A 14,253-nucleotide genomic window follows, 5' to 3' on the forward strand; every position below is an offset into this window, starting at 1 on the left:
GGAGGGCCGGGGCTGATGTCCACGTTCAAGTCCCTGCACATCCTGAACTACCGGATCTGGTTCGTCGGCGCGCTGATCTCCAACATCGGCACCTGGATGCAGCGCACCGCCCAGGACTGGCTGGTGTTCGCCCACCTGACGGCGCAGGACGCCGGGGCCGTCGGGATCACCATGGCCCTGCAGCTGGGCCCGCAGCTCTTCCTCGCCCCGGTGGCCGGGGTGGTCGCGGACCGCTTCCACCGCAAACGGCTCCTGGTGCTGACCCAGTCCGCCATGGCCCTGCTGAGCGCCGGGCTGGGCCTCCTCGTGATCGCGGGGGCGGCGCAGCTCTGGCAGGTCTACGTTTTTGCCCTGCTGCTTGGCGTGGTGTCCGCGCTGGACGCGCCGGTGCGGCAGACCTTCGTCTCGGAACTGGTCCAGGACGATTACCTCCCCAACGCCGTCGCCCTCAACAGCGCCTCCTTCAACGTCGCCCGCATGATCGGACCGGCCGTCGCCGGTGTCCTCACCGCCGCCGTCGGGCCGGGCTGGGTGTTCCTGATCAACACCCTGACGTTCGTCGCCCTGCTGGTCAGCCTGGCGAAGATTCCGGCGGCGTCGCTGCGGCGGATGCCGCGGGCGGCGGCCGGCAAGGGCCGGATCCGTGAGGGGCTGCACTATGTGAGGTTCCGCCCGGACCTGGTGGTGGTGCTCGTGGCCATCTTCATCGTGGGGACCCTGGGCCTGAATTTCGCACTGTTCATCGCGGCGATGGTCGGCACCGAGTTCGGCCTCGACGCGGGGGCCTTCGGCCTGATGAATTCGATCATGGCGATCGGCTCGGTCGCCGGGGCGCTGTTGGCCGCCGGCCGGGGCAAGCCGCGGCTGAGGTTCGTCTTCGGGGCGGCCGGCGCGTTCGGCATCACCTCGGGCATCGCCGCGCTGGCCCCGAGCTACTTCTGGTACGGGGTGGCGCTGGTGCCCGTGGGGCTGTTCGCGATCACCATGATGACGAGCGCCAACGGCTACGTCCAGACCACCACGGACCCCGTCATGCGGGGCCGGGTGATGGCCCTCTACATGGCGATTTTCATGGGCGGAACGCCGATCGGGGCGCCGTTCGTCGGCTGGGTGGCCAACACCGCCGGCCCCCGCTGGTCCATGGGCGTCGCCGCCGCGGCCGGGCTGCTCGCGGCCCTGATCGGGCTGCTGTGGATCATCCGGGCGCGGCAGCTGCGGCTCCACTTCAACCGCCGGGCGCGGGGACTGCGGTACTTCCGGCTGGAAAGCCGGGCCGGCGTCAACGACGACGGCGCCGCCCCGGCACCTGGCCGGGACGACGCCGTCGGGAGCTGACGATGTTTACTTCTTGAGCTCCGCCACCACAAAGTCGATGCACTCCAGCAGCGCCGAGACGTCGTCCGGTTCGATGGCCACGAACGTGGCGATGCGCAGCTGGTTGCGGCCGAGCTTGCGGTAGGGCTCGGTGTCCACCACGCCGTTGGCCCGGAGCACCTTGGCGATGGCCGCGGCATCGATGGTGTCGTCGAAATCGATCGTGGCGATCACGTTGGAGCGGTCCTCGGCCTTGGCCACGAACGGCGTGGCGTAGCTGGAAGCCTCGGCCCAGCGGTAGATCCGGCCGGCGGAATCCGCGGTGCGGGCGGCGGCGAAGTCCAGGCCGCCGTTGGCGTTCAGCCACCGCACCTGGGCATCCAGGGTCACCAGGGTGGCCAGCGCCGGGGTGTTGTAGGTCTGGTTCAGCCGGGAGTTGTCAATGGCCGTCTGCAGGTCCAGGAAGTCGGGGATCCAGCGGTCGCTGGCCTTGATCCGGGCCGCGCGTTCCAGCGCCGCCGGGGAGAACAGGCCCAGCCACAGTCCGCCGTCGGACGCGAAGTTCTTCTGCGGCGCGAAGTAGTAGACATCCGACTCCGCCACGTCCACGTCCAGGCCGCCTGCGGCCGAGGTCGCGTCGACCAGCACCAGCGATCCCTCGTCGGCGCCCGCCACCCGCTGCACGGGGGCGGCCACACCGGTGGACGTCTCGTTCTGCGGCCAGGCGTAGACGTCGACGCCGGCCTCGGCCTGCGCCGCGGGGCGGGTGCCGGGCTCGGCCTTGATGATGGAGGAGCCGGCGAGGAACGGCGCCTTGTCGGTGGCCGAGGCAAACTTCGAGCCGAACTCGCCGAAGGACAGGTGCTGTGCCTTGTTGTCCACGAGCCCGAAGCAGGCGACGTCCCAGAATGCGGTGGAACCGCCCACGCCCAGGATCACCTCATAGCCGTCCGGGGCGCGGAAGAACTCGCTGAGGCCGCTGCGCACCGAGCCGACAAGGTTCTTGACCGGCGCCTGGCGGTGCGAGGTTCCCAGCAGCTTCGCCGATGCCGCCGCGAGGGCTTCCATCTGTTCCGGGCGGACCTTGGACGGGCCGGCGCCGAACCGTCCGTCCTTGGGCAGCAGGTTGGCGGGGATCGTGATGCTGGTGTCGCTCACAGTGGCTCCAATTTTCGGCTGGTACGTGGCGTGGCTGGCAGATGCCCTGGCAGGGGTGGCTGGATCGGGCCCCCCGTTATATTCTGCCTGTTTCATTTTGCCCGCGGCTGACGGTGATCCGGAAAAAGGCCTGTCACAGTCCGGTCATTGAGACGCCGGTGCCGCGGCGGGACGGCCGGGGGTGCCGGCGCAGGCCGGACGAAAAATTATCCGGAGTAATTCAAAATAGGCTAGGCTGTCCTGCGAACGTACGGCGGGTCCCGCCAGGGCATCCTGCATGATGCCCGCACGCGGTACGGTGGGAATGACGCACGGACTGCGCTCGAGGAGCTGAGCTGAATGACGGATCTGATCGATACCACGGAGATGTATCTTCGGACCATTCTGGAACTTGAAGAAGAAAACATCGTCGCCCTCCGTGCCCGCATCGCCGAACGGCTCCGGCACTCCGGCCCCACTGTTTCCCAGACCATTGGGCGGATGGAACGTGACGGCCTGGTGGTTGTTTCAGGCGACCGGCACCTTGAACTGACCGAAACCGGACGGAAACGCGCCATCGGCGTCATGCGCAAGCACCGCCTCGCCGAACGCCTCCTCGCCGACGTGATCGGGCTCGACTGGGCCTACGTCCACGAGGAAGCGTGCCGCTGGGAGCACGTGATGAGTGAACGCGTCGAGCGGCGGATCTTCGAGATGCTCGACTACCCGACCGTTTCGCCCTACGGCAACCCGATTCCCGGCCTCGCGGAACTTGGCGGCGCTCCCGCCGGAACGCCTGCGGACGGCGTCGTGAACCTGCTGGAGGCCATGGCCGGCTACGGCGCCGGGTCCCGGGTCACGGTCAACCGCCTCGCCGAGCCGATCCAGGTGGAACCGGAGCTTTTGGCCCAGCTGGACGAGGGCGGGATCCGGCCCGGGGCTCTGGTGTCGCTGGAGCGCGTGGGGGAGTACATCTCGGTCCGCGTGCCGGATATCGAAGGTGCCCTGGAGTTGCCGCCCGAGGTTGCCGCGCACGTCTTTGTAACAGTCGCCTGACCAGCCGCAATGCGGCAGTCATGGGACGACCCATGAGTTCTGCACACCAGCGATTACGGATTTATTACCGGGTGGCTTAATCCTCTATAGTTAGTGGCCTGTACCGATACCAAAGCGTTACCTGATCCGAAGCCGAGCCCTGCCAGCGGATCAGTCGCAGAACCACCTCCTGGCAGGGGCGGGGGAACCACTTTCGGCTGCTTCTTGAGCAGCCTCGGGGTGAAGTCCGTCAGCGGCAAGCAGCTTCCATTGAGGGACCCCCAGGGGTGCCTCCGTGTCCGGGTGCTTGCAGTGGCGGACCGGGTCTTTGATCTCTCTGACCCGAATCCGACAGCTAACTTCGCAGGCTATCCAGAGAGGAACCGTTCTTGACCACCCAGACCGCCAGGGGCCGTCGCCGCGCGACCGGTCCCGCTCCGGAGCCGCGCCCCGTCGTCACCTATACGGCCGAGCGCCCGCGTGACGCGCACCGCGATGAACGCCGGCGCCGCCGCAGCCCGTTCCGCCAGGTCACGGATTTCGCCGCCGCCAGCGGCGTGGGGCAGAAGGCCGGTATAGCACTGGCTGCCACCGGTCTGGTGCTCACGGTCACGGTCCCCGTCACCAACCCGGTCATGGCCTCGAACACGGGCGGGTCCGGCGCGATTTCGGCCGCTGCGCAGCCGGATGTCACGGCTGCCGCCGCCGCAAAGGTTGATTTCAGCCGGACGGCCGTCACCACCAAGGGCGACCCGGACGGCAAACTCAAGCAGCTGCTGAGCGCCCAGTCGGTCGGCAGCATCACCCGCGCCGCGTCGGCCGGCACGCTGGGTGCACCGCTGGACCAGATGGTCACCGCTTCGCCGTTCGGTTACCGCGTGAGTCCCATCACGGGAGGCGCGGGGGAGTTCCACCGAGGCCAGGACTTCGCCGCCCAGTGCGGCACGCCGGTCCACGCGGCCGCCAGCGGCACCGTGACCTTCAACGGATGGCACCCCTACGGCGGCGGAAACCGGGTGGTCATCGACCACGGCAACGGCCTGGAGACCACGTACAACCACCTGTCCTCGTCCACGGTGACGGTGGGCCAGAAGGTCTCCCGCGGCGACGTCGTCGCCATGAGCGGAACCACCGGCGCCTCCACCGGCTGCCACCTCCACTTTGAAGTGATGGTCAACGGCGACGTCGTCGACCCCCTCGGCTGGCTCTAATAAAGACGATGGCCGACTCTCAATTCACCGTGACACGCCGTGATCTGAATGTGACATTGCGGCCGGACTCCTGTAGGGTTTGAAGCACGCCAACTTTTCCGAAGTTGGCGCTCTTGAGTGGATTGCCTAGCTCTGCCACCGCTCAAGGTCCGTTCGCATTACATCGTCTGGCAGGGGCGGGGGAACCAATTTCGGCCTTCGAAAGAAGGCCTAGGGGTTAAGTCGCAAAGCTTCCCAGGAAGCGGCGCGGCCGGGTGACTCCCATCCGAATCCGACAGCTCACCTCGTAGGCATTGGGAGAGGCTACTTTCGTGTCTTCACGCCACAATGCTGCGCGTCTGCGCACTGGCGCGGCTCACCTGAGCCCGCTGGCATCCACATCACGTGCCGCCCTTGCCGGTGCCCGGATTGGATCACGTTCCGCAGGCTCAATCTCTACCGAGCCCGGACAGCATGCAGTTCCCGCTTTTGGCGCGTCTTCGCAGTACACCCTTCGCTAAGTAACCCGTTTTACGGGGCGATCCGGCGTACCCCCAAGATGCCGGAGCGTCCTCACTCCGCGCCCGAAGCGCGCGGTCCAAGGATCACGAAAGAGAGAACTTAATGACTACTCGTGCAACCGCTGCACGGCACCGCGCCGAGGTCACCAAGACCAACTCGTTGGCTGTTATTGCTAAGGCTGTCGGCGACAACGCCGGCGGCATGGGCCGTCAGGCCGCGGTCATCGCCGCAGCCTCCGGTCTGGTTCTGACCAGCGGAATCGCAGCCAACGCTGCTGAGACCAACGTTCAGCGCGAATCCACCTCGGCTTCGGCCCTGGAGGTCCAGTCCTCCGCTCCGGCCACGATCTCGGCCGCATCCACCATCGCGATCTCCTACGAGAAGCCCGCCGTCACGACGACGCCGGCCCCCGTCGTCGAGGCCCCCAAGCCGGTCGTCAAGGTCCAGGACGCCACGGCTTCCCAGGCCGGCGGCGCCCAGCTGGGCGTCAGCGGCGGCGTGGCCGCCCAGGCCCCGGCCGGGATCGGCAGCGGCGCCGGCGCGACCATCGCTGCTGCGGCCTACGCACAGATCGGTGTCGCGCAGGACTGCACCGCCCTCGCCACCAACGCCCTCGCTGCGGCCGGCATCCACTACCACGGCTGGCCGGCAGGCTACCTGTCCCTGGGCCGCACCGTGAGCGCCGCGGAAGCACGCCCGGGTGACCTCGCGTACTACCAGAACGGCGGCGTCGGCATGGCCCACATCGCGGTCTACGTCGGCAACGGCATGGCAGTGCACGGCGGCTGGAACGGCGGCACCACCGCGCTGTACAGCGTTAACGTCGGCTCCGGCCCGGTCTTCATCCGCGTCGGCGGCTAAGCTCACGCCCACCGCACACGCAAAGACCCCCGCCTCACGAGGCGGGGGTTTTTGCGTTGCCGGGGAATGAACTTTCCGCGCCGCCCGCCGCGCCAGCGAAAAAATATTCGGTGATCCGGCAGTTGAGTGTTTACTCTTGTCTTGTCGATCCATAGCCCGACCATGCAGAGGGCAGCCGGCCCTCGTGCCCCTGGCGGGTGCGGCCGTGAAGAGGTATGCGGATGCGCACTCTCGTTCTGAATGCTGGATATGAGCCGCTGGCGGTAGTCACCTTCCGCCGGGCGCTGGTCCTTGTCCTGACCGGAAAGGCCAGTGTGGTGGCCGAGGGGGACGACCCCGTGGTCGGCCCCCAGGACATCCTGGGCCGCCCGTCCGTCATCCTGCTAAACCGCTACATCCGGCCGCGGTACAACACGGTCACGGCGGTCAGCCGCCGCGGCGTGCTCCGCCGCGACGCCCACCGCTGCGCGTACTGCGGCAAGGCCGCCCACACGATCGACCACGTCCAGCCCAAGTCCCGCGGCGGTGCCGACTCGTGGGAGAACCTCGTGGCGGCGTGCCTGCGCTGCAACAACGCCAAGGGCGACCACACGCCGGCGGAAATGGGCTGGAAGCTCGGCTTCGTGCCCGGCCCGCCGAAGGGCACCATCTGGCAGATCAAAGAACTTGAGAAGCCGACGCCGGCCTGGGACCCGTTCCTGCTGCCGGAATCGGCCGCCTGAACTGCTGTTTGAACTGCTGTTTGAGCTGTTGTTTGAACGAATAGTGGCCGGTGCCGGGTTAGGCTGACCCCGTGGAGTTCGACGCCATCATCCTCGCCGGGGGCAGGTCCGCCCGTCTCGGCGGTGTGCCCAAGGCCCGGCTCATGTATGACGGCGCCACCCTCCTCGCGCGGTCCCTGCGCGCCGCGGACGGCGCCGGACGGGTTGCCGTCGTCGGGCCCGACCCCGGTGACCTGCCGGCGGGGACCCTGACCTGCCGGGAAGATCCGCCCTTCGGGGGACCGGCGGCCGCCATCGCGGCCGGGCTCAGCGCCCTGGCCGACCGCGCCTCAAGTCCCGGCGCCCCCGCGCCCTTCACCCTGGTCCTGGCCTGCGACATGCCCCGGTCCGCAGCGGCCGTCCGTGCCCTCGCCGACGCGCTGATCGACGAACAGGCCGGCATTGCGGGCGACGGCGTCATGGCCGTCTCGGCCGAGGGGCGCAAGCAGCCGCTCGCGGGTTTTTATGGCACGGCTGCGCTACAACGGGCTGCGACGGACGCAGCGCGCGAGGACAGGCTCGAAAACGCCTCGGTCTTCGCCCTTCTTGCTAGGCTGGAGGTGCGGGAAGTTCGCGTCCCCCAGGGGTCCACGGATGATGTTGACACTTGGGATGACGCAGCCGCACTAGGGGTGTCCGGCGGGATTCCAGGCCTTGGTCCGGGCCCCGGCACCGCGCAGCAGAACCCGACCATGGAGGCAAACGGTGAAAAGCCAGGATGAAACGCTGGAAGACTGGTGCCGTGCCCTGCTCCAGGCCCTCCAGCTCGAAGAAGTCGAGATTGACGTGAACGAGGTCCTCTCCCTCGCAGGCGTGGCCGCGCACTCCGTGGTCCGCCCGGCGGCGCCGCTGACCACGTTCATCGCAGGCTACGCCGCGGGCCTGGCCTCCGGTGCGGGACAAGCCGCGGATGCCGACCCCATGCAGGCCGCCATGGCCGTAGCCCGCAGGCTTGCCAAGGACTACGCGGCCGCCGAAGCCACCGGGGCATGACGCCCGCGCCCCCGGAGGGCAGCGGACCCGACCCCGCAGGCACGGACGAGCCGCACCGGCATCTGGCCCACACCTGGCAGGAGGCCCGGCAGCTCGCCTTCGACTGCGCCGCCCCCATCCCCGCCGCCCCCGTCCCGCTCCGGCAGGCCCTGGGCCGGACCCTGGCCGCGGACGTCGAGGCACAGCAGGACATGCCCCACTATGCCTCCTCCGCCATGGACGGCTGGGCCGTCAACGGCAGCGGTCCCTGGATCCTGGCCGAACCCAACCAGCGGCTGGCCCCGCACCAGGCCAGCCCGGTCGCCACCGGCGGCCTCATCCCGGCAGGCGCCAAAGCCGTCCTGCGCAGCGAAAGCGGCGTCATCGACACCGACGAGGACGGCCTGCCGGTCCTGAAGCTCGGCGGTTCCGCGAAGCCGGGCGATCCTCGCAACGGCGACCACATCAGGAAAGCAGGCGAGGAAGCTGCCGCCGGCGACATCCTGATCAAGGGCGGCACCGTCCTCAATCCGGCCCACCTGGCCCTCGCGGCCCTGGCCGGAACCGACACCCTCCCGGTGCTCGGCAAAGCCGTGGTGCGCCTCGTCTTCACCGGCTCCGAGGTTGTCACGTCCGGGACGCCGGCGCCCGGGCAAGTCAGGGACACCTTTGGCCCCCAGCTGGGAGCGGTCGTGGCCATGCTCGGCGGGATCTGCACCGAGGAAGTGAAGATCGGCGACACCTATGCCGAATGGCTGGCAGCGCTCGAGGACGGCCAGCCCGTCTCTCCGCCCGGCGCCGGGAGCACCGCTGGCGATCCTGCCGATGACAGCCCGCCCGCCGACGTCGTCATCACCACCGGCGGCACGGGACGCTCCGGCACGGACCACCTCCGGCGTTCCGTCGCGGAGCTGGGCGGACGCCTGCTGATCGACGGGATCGCCATGCGGCCCGGCCACCCGGCCGTCCTCGCCGAACTACCCGACGGCCGCTACGTCATCGGCCTGCCCGGCAACCCCCTCGCGGCCATGATGGCGCTGTCCACCATCGGCGGTCCGCTGCTGGCAGCCCTCGGGCACCGGTCCATGCCGCCGCTGAGCGACGTGCCGTGCGGCTCCACCATCGAGGCCGACCCCGGCCGGACCCGGCTCATGCCCTTCCGCCTGCTCTACGGCATGGCCTCGCCAGCGCAGCACACCGGCCCGGGAATGATGCGGGGCCTGGCCGCCGCCGACGGCGTCCTGGTGGTCCCGCCCCACGGCGTGCAGCTGGGCGAACCGGTCCCCGCCTTCGCCCTGCCCTGGGGCCCGCCGCTCCCGGACCCCGCGGCCCCCGCCGCGCCCAAACCGGCCGCGAAACGGACGCCCCGGAAACCCGCCGCCAGTGACGGTCCGGTGGACTGGAGTGCACTGCTGGGCTGAGCGTCGGGGCCGCACCGGCGCCGCTGGCTTCCCGGTCCGGCGCTTGCAATGATGGAAACAGCCGTACAAACATTTTCCCGAGGAGTACCGATGGGCCGCGTGACGCAGCGCCGCAAAGTGCACAAGATTGTCCTGGACGGTTCCCCGCAGGCACTCGAATTCCCCGTCCGGCACCGGGAAGACGTCCTTGCCGTCGAGGAACCGCTGGAAATCAGGCTGGGAAGCATGTCGTTCTCCGTCACGATGCGCACGCCGGGCAATGACTTCGATCTCGTCGCAGGCTTCCTGGTCTCCGAAGGGGTCATCTGGTCACCCGAGCAACTGGTCTCCCTCCGGTTCTGCGCCGGCGAGAACGCCGACGGCGTCCAGACCTTCAACGTCGTCGAAGCCCAGCTCCGGCCCGACGTCGTCCTGCCCGAGACCGGACGAAACGTCTTCACCTCCAGTTCCTGCGGTATTTGCGGCACGGACTCGATCGAAGCCGTCCACAAGGCCTCGCACTACAGCCCGGCCGCGGACCCGCTGACCGTCACGGCGGAAACCCTGGCCGCCCTCCCGGACGCCCTCCGGTCGGCCCAGGACGTCTTCGACGTCACCGGCGGAGTGCACGCCGCCGGGCTGTTCCGGATTTCCGACGACGGCGCCGCCGAACTGCTGTGCCTCCGGGAAGACGTCGGACGGCACAACGCCGTGGACAAGGTGGTGGGCTGGGCACTGCGCGAGGGCCTGCTGCCGCTGCGGGGGACCGTGCTGCAGGTCTCCGGCCGGGCCTCCTTCGAACTCGTCCAGAAGGCATCGCTGGCCGGAATCCCCGTCCTCGCCGCCGTCAGCGCTCCCTCCAGCCTGGCGGTCGAGCTGGCCGAGGCGAGCGGGATGACCCTGGCCGGATTCAGCCGCGGGACCAGCCTGAACGTGTACGCCGGGCAACACCGCGTGGCGGTGCCGGCCCCGGCGGCCGGCTAGCCGGCACTTGGCCAAAGAGTTCCCCGCGGCGTAAGTTTTATCCATCGATTGGAGCCGATCGGGTCCGCCAGCGCTGAAGAGGATCACATTGCACGACGACCGCCGTCTTACGGAAGTCCGGCTGGACCGTTTTGTCCGTGACCGGATCGCACCCGCGGTCTACCCGCGCACCGTGCCGCTGACCCTGAGCAGCTGGGACGTGCCGGACGAGCCGGTGCCGGTCCTGACAGCGCTGCAGCACGAATTCACGCCCCAGGACCACGGTGCGCCCTGGGGGCGGCCGTGGAGCACCACGTGGCTGCGCCTGCAGGGGGAAGTGCCGGAATCCTGGGGGACGGCGCCCGGGACGTCCGTGGAAGTCCTCGTAGACCTCGGGTTCAGCGGCGACCTCCCGGGGTTCCAGTGCGAAGGCATCGCCTGGCGGCCGGACGGGACAATCATCAAGGCGATCTCGCCCCGCAACCAGTTCATCCCGCTCAAGCTCCTGGGCGGCGGCATGGCCGTGGACTTCTACGTTGAAGCCGCCGCCAACCCGGACCTGTCCCAGAACTGGACTTTCGCCGCCACACCCTACGGGGACAAAGCGACGTCCGGCAGCGAACCGAAATACCGCCTCGGCAGGATCGCCATCGCGGAACTCAACCGGACGGTCTGGGAGCTGCAGCAGGACATCCGTACGCTCAGCGGTCTCATGCACGAACTGCCCATGGACCTGCCCCGCCGCCACGAGATCCTGCGGGCGCTCGAACACATGCTGGACATCATGGACCCCGACGACGTCGCGGGAACCGCCGAGGCGGGCCGGGCGGCCCTGGCCGGGGTCCTGTCCCGGCCGGCCTACGCCTCGGCGCATCAGCTCGTGGCCACCGGCCACGCGCACATCGACTCCGCCTGGCTGTGGCCGGTGCGGGAAACCATCCGCAAATGCGCCCGGACGTTTTCCAACGTCGTCGCGCTGATGGACGAGGACCCCGGCTTCATCTTCTCCTGCTCCTCCGCCCAGCAGCTGGCATGGATGAAGGAGTACTACCCGGAACTCTTCGGCCGGATCGTGGACAAGGTCCGGACCGGCCAGTTCGTGCCCGTCGGCGGGATGTGGGTCGAATCGGACTCCAACATGCCCGGCGGCGAAGCCATGGCCCGGCAGTTCCTGGAAGGCAAGAGCTTCTTCCTGGCCGAGTTCGGCGTGGAGTGCCAGGAGGCGTGGCTGCCGGACACGTTCGGGTACTCCGCGGCGCTGCCGCAGATCATCAAAGCCGCCGGCAGCCGCTGGTTCCTGACCCAGAAGATCTCCTGGAACCAGGTCAACAGGATGCCGCACCATACGTTCAGCTGGGAGGGGATCGACGGAACCCGGGTCTTCACCCACTTCCCGCCCGTGGACAGCTACAACTCGGACCTCAGCGCCCGGGACCTGGCGCACGCGGAACGCAACTACCGCGACCACGGACGCGGCGGCACGTCGCTGGTTCCCTTCGGCTACGGCGACGGCGGCGGCGGTCCCACCCGCGAGATGCTGGCCGCGGCGCGGCGCGCCGCGGACCTGGAGGGCTCCCCGAAGGTGCGGATCGGCTCGGCCGCAGACTTCTTCACTCGGGCCCAGGCCGAGTATGAGCCCCTGCCGGTCTGGGTCGGGGAAATGTACCTGGAGCTGCACCGCGGCACGTACACCAGCCAGGCCAGGACCAAGCGCGGCAACCGACGCAGCGAGCACCTGCTCCGCGAAGCCGAACTCTGGAGTGCGACGGCGGCCGTCCGCGCCGGCTTCCGCTATCCCGCCGCGGAGCTCAAGCGGCTGTGGCGGCTGGTCCTGCTGCAGCAGTTCCACGACATCCTGCCGGGAAGTTCCATCGCCTGGGTCCACCAGGACGCCGAGCGCAACTACGCCGCCGTCGAACGCGGGCTCGAAGCGATCATCGCGGAAGCCGCCGCCGCGGCACTGGGCACCGGCGACCGGGAGTTCCTCCTCAACGCGGCCCCGCACGGGCGCCAGGGCGTGCCGGCCCTGGCCGCCGCCGAGCCGGTCCGGACCGGGCAACCGGTGGCCGCCACCGAAGCCGGCGGCGGCTACATCCTGGACAACGGCATCATCCGGGCGGTTGTCGACGCCAACGGGCTGCTGGCCTCGCTCACCGATTACGCCACGGGGCGTGAAGCGATCGCGCCCGGACAATTCGGCAACCTGCTCGAGCTGCACCGGGACACCCCGAACGAATGGGATGCCTGGGACATCGACGCCTTCTACCGCCGGAACGTCGTCCGGCTGGCCGAGGCCCTCTCGGTGACGCTGGAACGAGGGCCCCAACAGCACAGTCCGGACGCCGTCGTGGTGGTTGAACGGATGGCCGGCGCCTCGGCCGTGACCCAGCGGATCACGCTGGCGGCCGGAGCCGACTCCCTGGCGATCTCCACCGCCGTGGACTGGCAGGAGAGCGAAAAGCTGCTCAAGCTCGGCTTCGCCCTGGACGTCAGGGCAGACCGCTCCGCGGCGGAAACCCAGTTCGGGCATGTCTTCCGCCCCACCCACCTCAACACGTCCTGGGAAGTGGCGAAATTCGAGATCTGCGCGCACCGCTGGATCCACGTCGCCGAGCCCGGCTACGGGGTGGCCATCTCCAACGCCGCCACCTACGGTCACGACGTCACCCGCGATGTCAGGGCGGACGACGGCGGAACCACCACGACGGTGCGCCTGTCACTGCTGCGGGCGCCCAAGTTCCCGGATCCCGGCGCCGACCGCGGCAGGCACGAGCTGCACGTGACGGTCCGGCCCGGCGCCGCGATCGCCGACGCCGTCGAAGAGGGCTACCGCACCAATCTGGCACCCCGGCTGGCGAAGGGCGCCCACGGGGTTGACCCGCTGTTCACCGTGGCCAACCCGGCCCACGTCATCGAGGCGGTCAAGCTCGCCGAAGACGGCTCCGGCGACGTGATCGTCCGGCTGTACGAATCTCTGGGTGAGCGGTCCGCCGGCCGGGTGGGCGCGAATTTCCCGGTCACCGGGGTTCATGCCGTCGATCTGCTGGAGCGGCCGGCCGAGGCACCCGGGGTGAGTGCGGGCGCGGACTCTGCAGGGCTCAGCCTGCGGCCGTTCCAGCTGGTCACGCTGCGGTTCGTGCGCTGACGCCGGGCACGAAACCCAAAGCGGAAAACACCGTTAAACAGGCTGAGTGGGAGCGGTCCTTGCGGACCGCTACCACTCATCCCCCCAATGGCGCTTGGACGACTGCCTTAGCTTCGCACGGCTGACTTCCGTACGCGAAGCGAATGTCGCTTTCACACATTCATGATTCTCTCATGCTCTAATGATTCTGTGAATGGCCTAGCCTGAGTCTTTCCGGAATGTTGCGCGAGTGTTACCAGATTCCCTGGCGGCGCGCCCGGACACCCAGAACAGGCACAGGCCCAGGACATAGCCCAGGACCGCCAGATAGTTCACCAGATGAGCGCCGGGTGCCCAGTCCTCCGGGGTGAAGGAAGCGGGAACGCTGAGGACTGTGGCGAGCGCGCCGAGGCAGGTCGCGGCGGCGCCGGCCCGGACCAGCCGCGGCAGCGTGCCGGCGGCGGCGGCCAGCAACGCGGGCAGCAGGACAAGGGACACGAACGCCGGGTAGGCGCGGCCGGCCGCCGCATAGAAGGGGGCCAGGGCGGCATTGCGTCCGCCGTCGTCCGCCAGGTCCAGCAGCCCGGCCGAGGACCCGCGGGTGTCCATCTGGAAGAAAATCACCGCCACGGCCGCAGCGCTCAGGGCCAGGGCGGAGCGCCCCACGGTGCCGGCGATGAGGCGGTGGCCCCGGGCGTCGCCGAGGCCCCGGGCGACCCGCAGCCCCACCAGCAGGACGGCCGTGAACACGAGGAACCGCAGGATCAGATGGGTGGCGTTCCAGCCGCCCAGCACCCGGTCGACCGCCTCATAGGGCGCCGGGACCGACAGCAGGCTGCACACGGTTGCGATTAGCAGGATGCCGAACACCATCCGGTTGCGGCCCTGGACGGCGTCCGGAACGCGGAGGATGAGTACCGCGGAGCATACGATCAGTGTGCCCCACTGGAGGATGGCAATCATTGCTACTTCTT

12 protein-coding genes and 2 riboswitches are annotated in these 14,253 nt (G+C 69.1%); of the genes, 10 read left to right on the forward strand and 2 right to left on the reverse strand.

Annotated features, from left to right (window positions below; all coding sequences use genetic code 11):
- The first annotated feature begins 15 nt into the window (after positions 1-15).
- Positions 16-1,335: an MFS transporter gene (locus CFN17_RS10820; protein ID WP_208747723.1), complete on the forward strand. Its 1,320-nt coding sequence runs from the start codon at positions 16-18 to the stop codon at positions 1,333-1,335.
- A 6-nt stretch (positions 1,336-1,341) separates the two neighbouring features.
- On the opposite strand, the gene serC is transcribed toward CFN17_RS10820, so the two are convergent.
- The gene (serC, locus tag CFN17_RS10825) at positions 1,342-2,472 is read right to left on the reverse strand and encodes a phosphoserine transaminase (protein ID WP_208747724.1); all 1,131 of its coding nucleotides are present in this window, start codon (positions 2,470-2,472) and stop codon (positions 1,342-1,344) included.
- A 339-nt stretch (positions 2,473-2,811) separates the two neighbouring features.
- On the opposite strand from serC, the gene CFN17_RS10830 reads away from it, so the two are divergent.
- The 9 genes from CFN17_RS10830 (at position 2,812) to CFN17_RS10870 (ending at position 13,300) form a co-directional block, all read left to right on the forward strand.
- Entirely contained in the window at positions 2,812-3,507 is a 696-nt protein-coding gene (locus tag CFN17_RS10830) for a metal-dependent transcriptional regulator (RefSeq protein ID WP_208747725.1), read from the forward strand.
- A gap of 150 nt (positions 3,508-3,657) precedes the next feature.
- Positions 3,658-3,871, forward strand: a riboswitch (cyclic di-AMP (ydaO/yuaA leader).
- A gap of 4 nt (positions 3,872-3,875) precedes the next feature.
- Positions 3,876-4,697: a M23 family metallopeptidase gene (locus CFN17_RS10835; protein ID WP_208747726.1), complete on the forward strand. Its 822-nt coding sequence runs from the start codon at positions 3,876-3,878 to the stop codon at positions 4,695-4,697.
- Between the two features lie 123 nt (positions 4,698-4,820).
- Positions 4,821-5,004: riboswitch (cyclic di-AMP (ydaO/yuaA leader) on the forward strand.
- A 296-nt stretch (positions 5,005-5,300) separates the two neighbouring features.
- Positions 5,301-6,059 (forward strand): NlpC/P60 family protein, encoded by a 759-nt coding sequence (locus CFN17_RS10840; protein ID WP_208747727.1) that lies wholly within the window; start codon positions 5,301-5,303, stop codon positions 6,057-6,059.
- A 221-nt stretch (positions 6,060-6,280) separates the two neighbouring features.
- A complete protein-coding gene (locus CFN17_RS10845; RefSeq protein WP_208747728.1) occupies positions 6,281-6,781 on the forward strand; it encodes an HNH endonuclease in 501 nt (166 codons plus the stop codon).
- Between the two features lie 71 nt (positions 6,782-6,852).
- Positions 6,853-7,542, forward strand: a complete 690-nt coding sequence (locus CFN17_RS10850) for a molybdenum cofactor guanylyltransferase (protein ID WP_208747729.1) — start codon at positions 6,853-6,855, stop codon at positions 7,540-7,542.
- Positions 7,526-7,813 (forward strand): DUF6457 domain-containing protein, encoded by a 288-nt coding sequence (locus CFN17_RS10855; RefSeq protein WP_208747730.1) that lies wholly within the window; start codon positions 7,526-7,528, stop codon positions 7,811-7,813. Before CFN17_RS10850 ends, CFN17_RS10855 begins: the two co-directional genes overlap by 17 nt.
- Positions 7,810-9,213 (forward strand): molybdopterin molybdotransferase MoeA, encoded by a 1,404-nt coding sequence (locus tag CFN17_RS10860; RefSeq protein ID WP_261792154.1) that lies wholly within the window; start codon positions 7,810-7,812, stop codon positions 9,211-9,213. The genes CFN17_RS10855 and CFN17_RS10860 overlap by 4 nt, the downstream gene beginning before the upstream one ends.
- A gap of 90 nt (positions 9,214-9,303) precedes the next feature.
- The gene (gene fdhD, locus CFN17_RS10865) at positions 9,304-10,176 is read left to right on the forward strand and encodes a formate dehydrogenase accessory sulfurtransferase FdhD (protein ID WP_208747731.1); all 873 of its coding nucleotides are present in this window, start codon (positions 9,304-9,306) and stop codon (positions 10,174-10,176) included.
- Between the two features lie 88 nt (positions 10,177-10,264).
- Complete coding sequence (locus CFN17_RS10870; protein ID WP_208747732.1) at positions 10,265-13,300, forward strand: glycoside hydrolase family 38 C-terminal domain-containing protein; 3,036 nt, start codon at positions 10,265-10,267, stop codon at positions 13,298-13,300.
- A gap of 198 nt (positions 13,301-13,498) precedes the next feature.
- Here CFN17_RS10870 and CFN17_RS10875 read toward each other — a convergent pair whose 3' ends face one another.
- Positions 13,499-14,242 carry a hypothetical protein gene (locus CFN17_RS10875; protein WP_208747733.1) on the reverse strand — a complete coding sequence of 248 codons (744 nt, stop codon included), beginning with the start codon at positions 14,240-14,242 and terminating at the stop codon, positions 13,499-13,501.
- Positions 14,243-14,253: the final 11 nt, after the last annotated feature.

Source organism: Arthrobacter sp. PM3 (assembly GCF_003352915.1).
Taxonomy (GTDB): Bacteria; Actinomycetota; Actinomycetes; order Actinomycetales; family Micrococcaceae; genus Arthrobacter.

Excerpts from the sequence above, each read along its gene's own strand:
- CFN17_RS10820 (WP_208747723.1), top strand. The coding sequence starts at position 16 with ATGTCCACGTTCAAGTCCCTGCACATCCTGAACTACCGGATCTGGTTC.
- CFN17_RS10830 (WP_208747725.1), top strand. The coding sequence starts at position 2,812 with ATGACGGATCTGATCGATACCACGGAGATGTATCTTCGGACCATTCTG.
- CFN17_RS10840 (WP_208747727.1), top strand. The coding sequence starts at position 5,301 with ATGACTACTCGTGCAACCGCTGCACGGCACCGCGCCGAGGTCACCAAG.
- CFN17_RS10845 (WP_208747728.1), top strand. The coding sequence starts at position 6,281 with ATGCGCACTCTCGTTCTGAATGCTGGATATGAGCCGCTGGCGGTAGTC.
- CFN17_RS10860 (WP_261792154.1), top strand. The coding sequence starts at position 7,810 with ATGACGCCCGCGCCCCCGGAGGGCAGCGGACCCGACCCCGCAGGCACG.
- fdhD (WP_208747731.1), top strand. The coding sequence starts at position 9,304 with ATGGGCCGCGTGACGCAGCGCCGCAAAGTGCACAAGATTGTCCTGGAC.
- CFN17_RS10875 (WP_208747733.1), bottom strand. The coding sequence starts at position 14,242 with ATGATTGCCATCCTCCAGTGGGGCACACTGATCGTATGCTCCGCGGTA.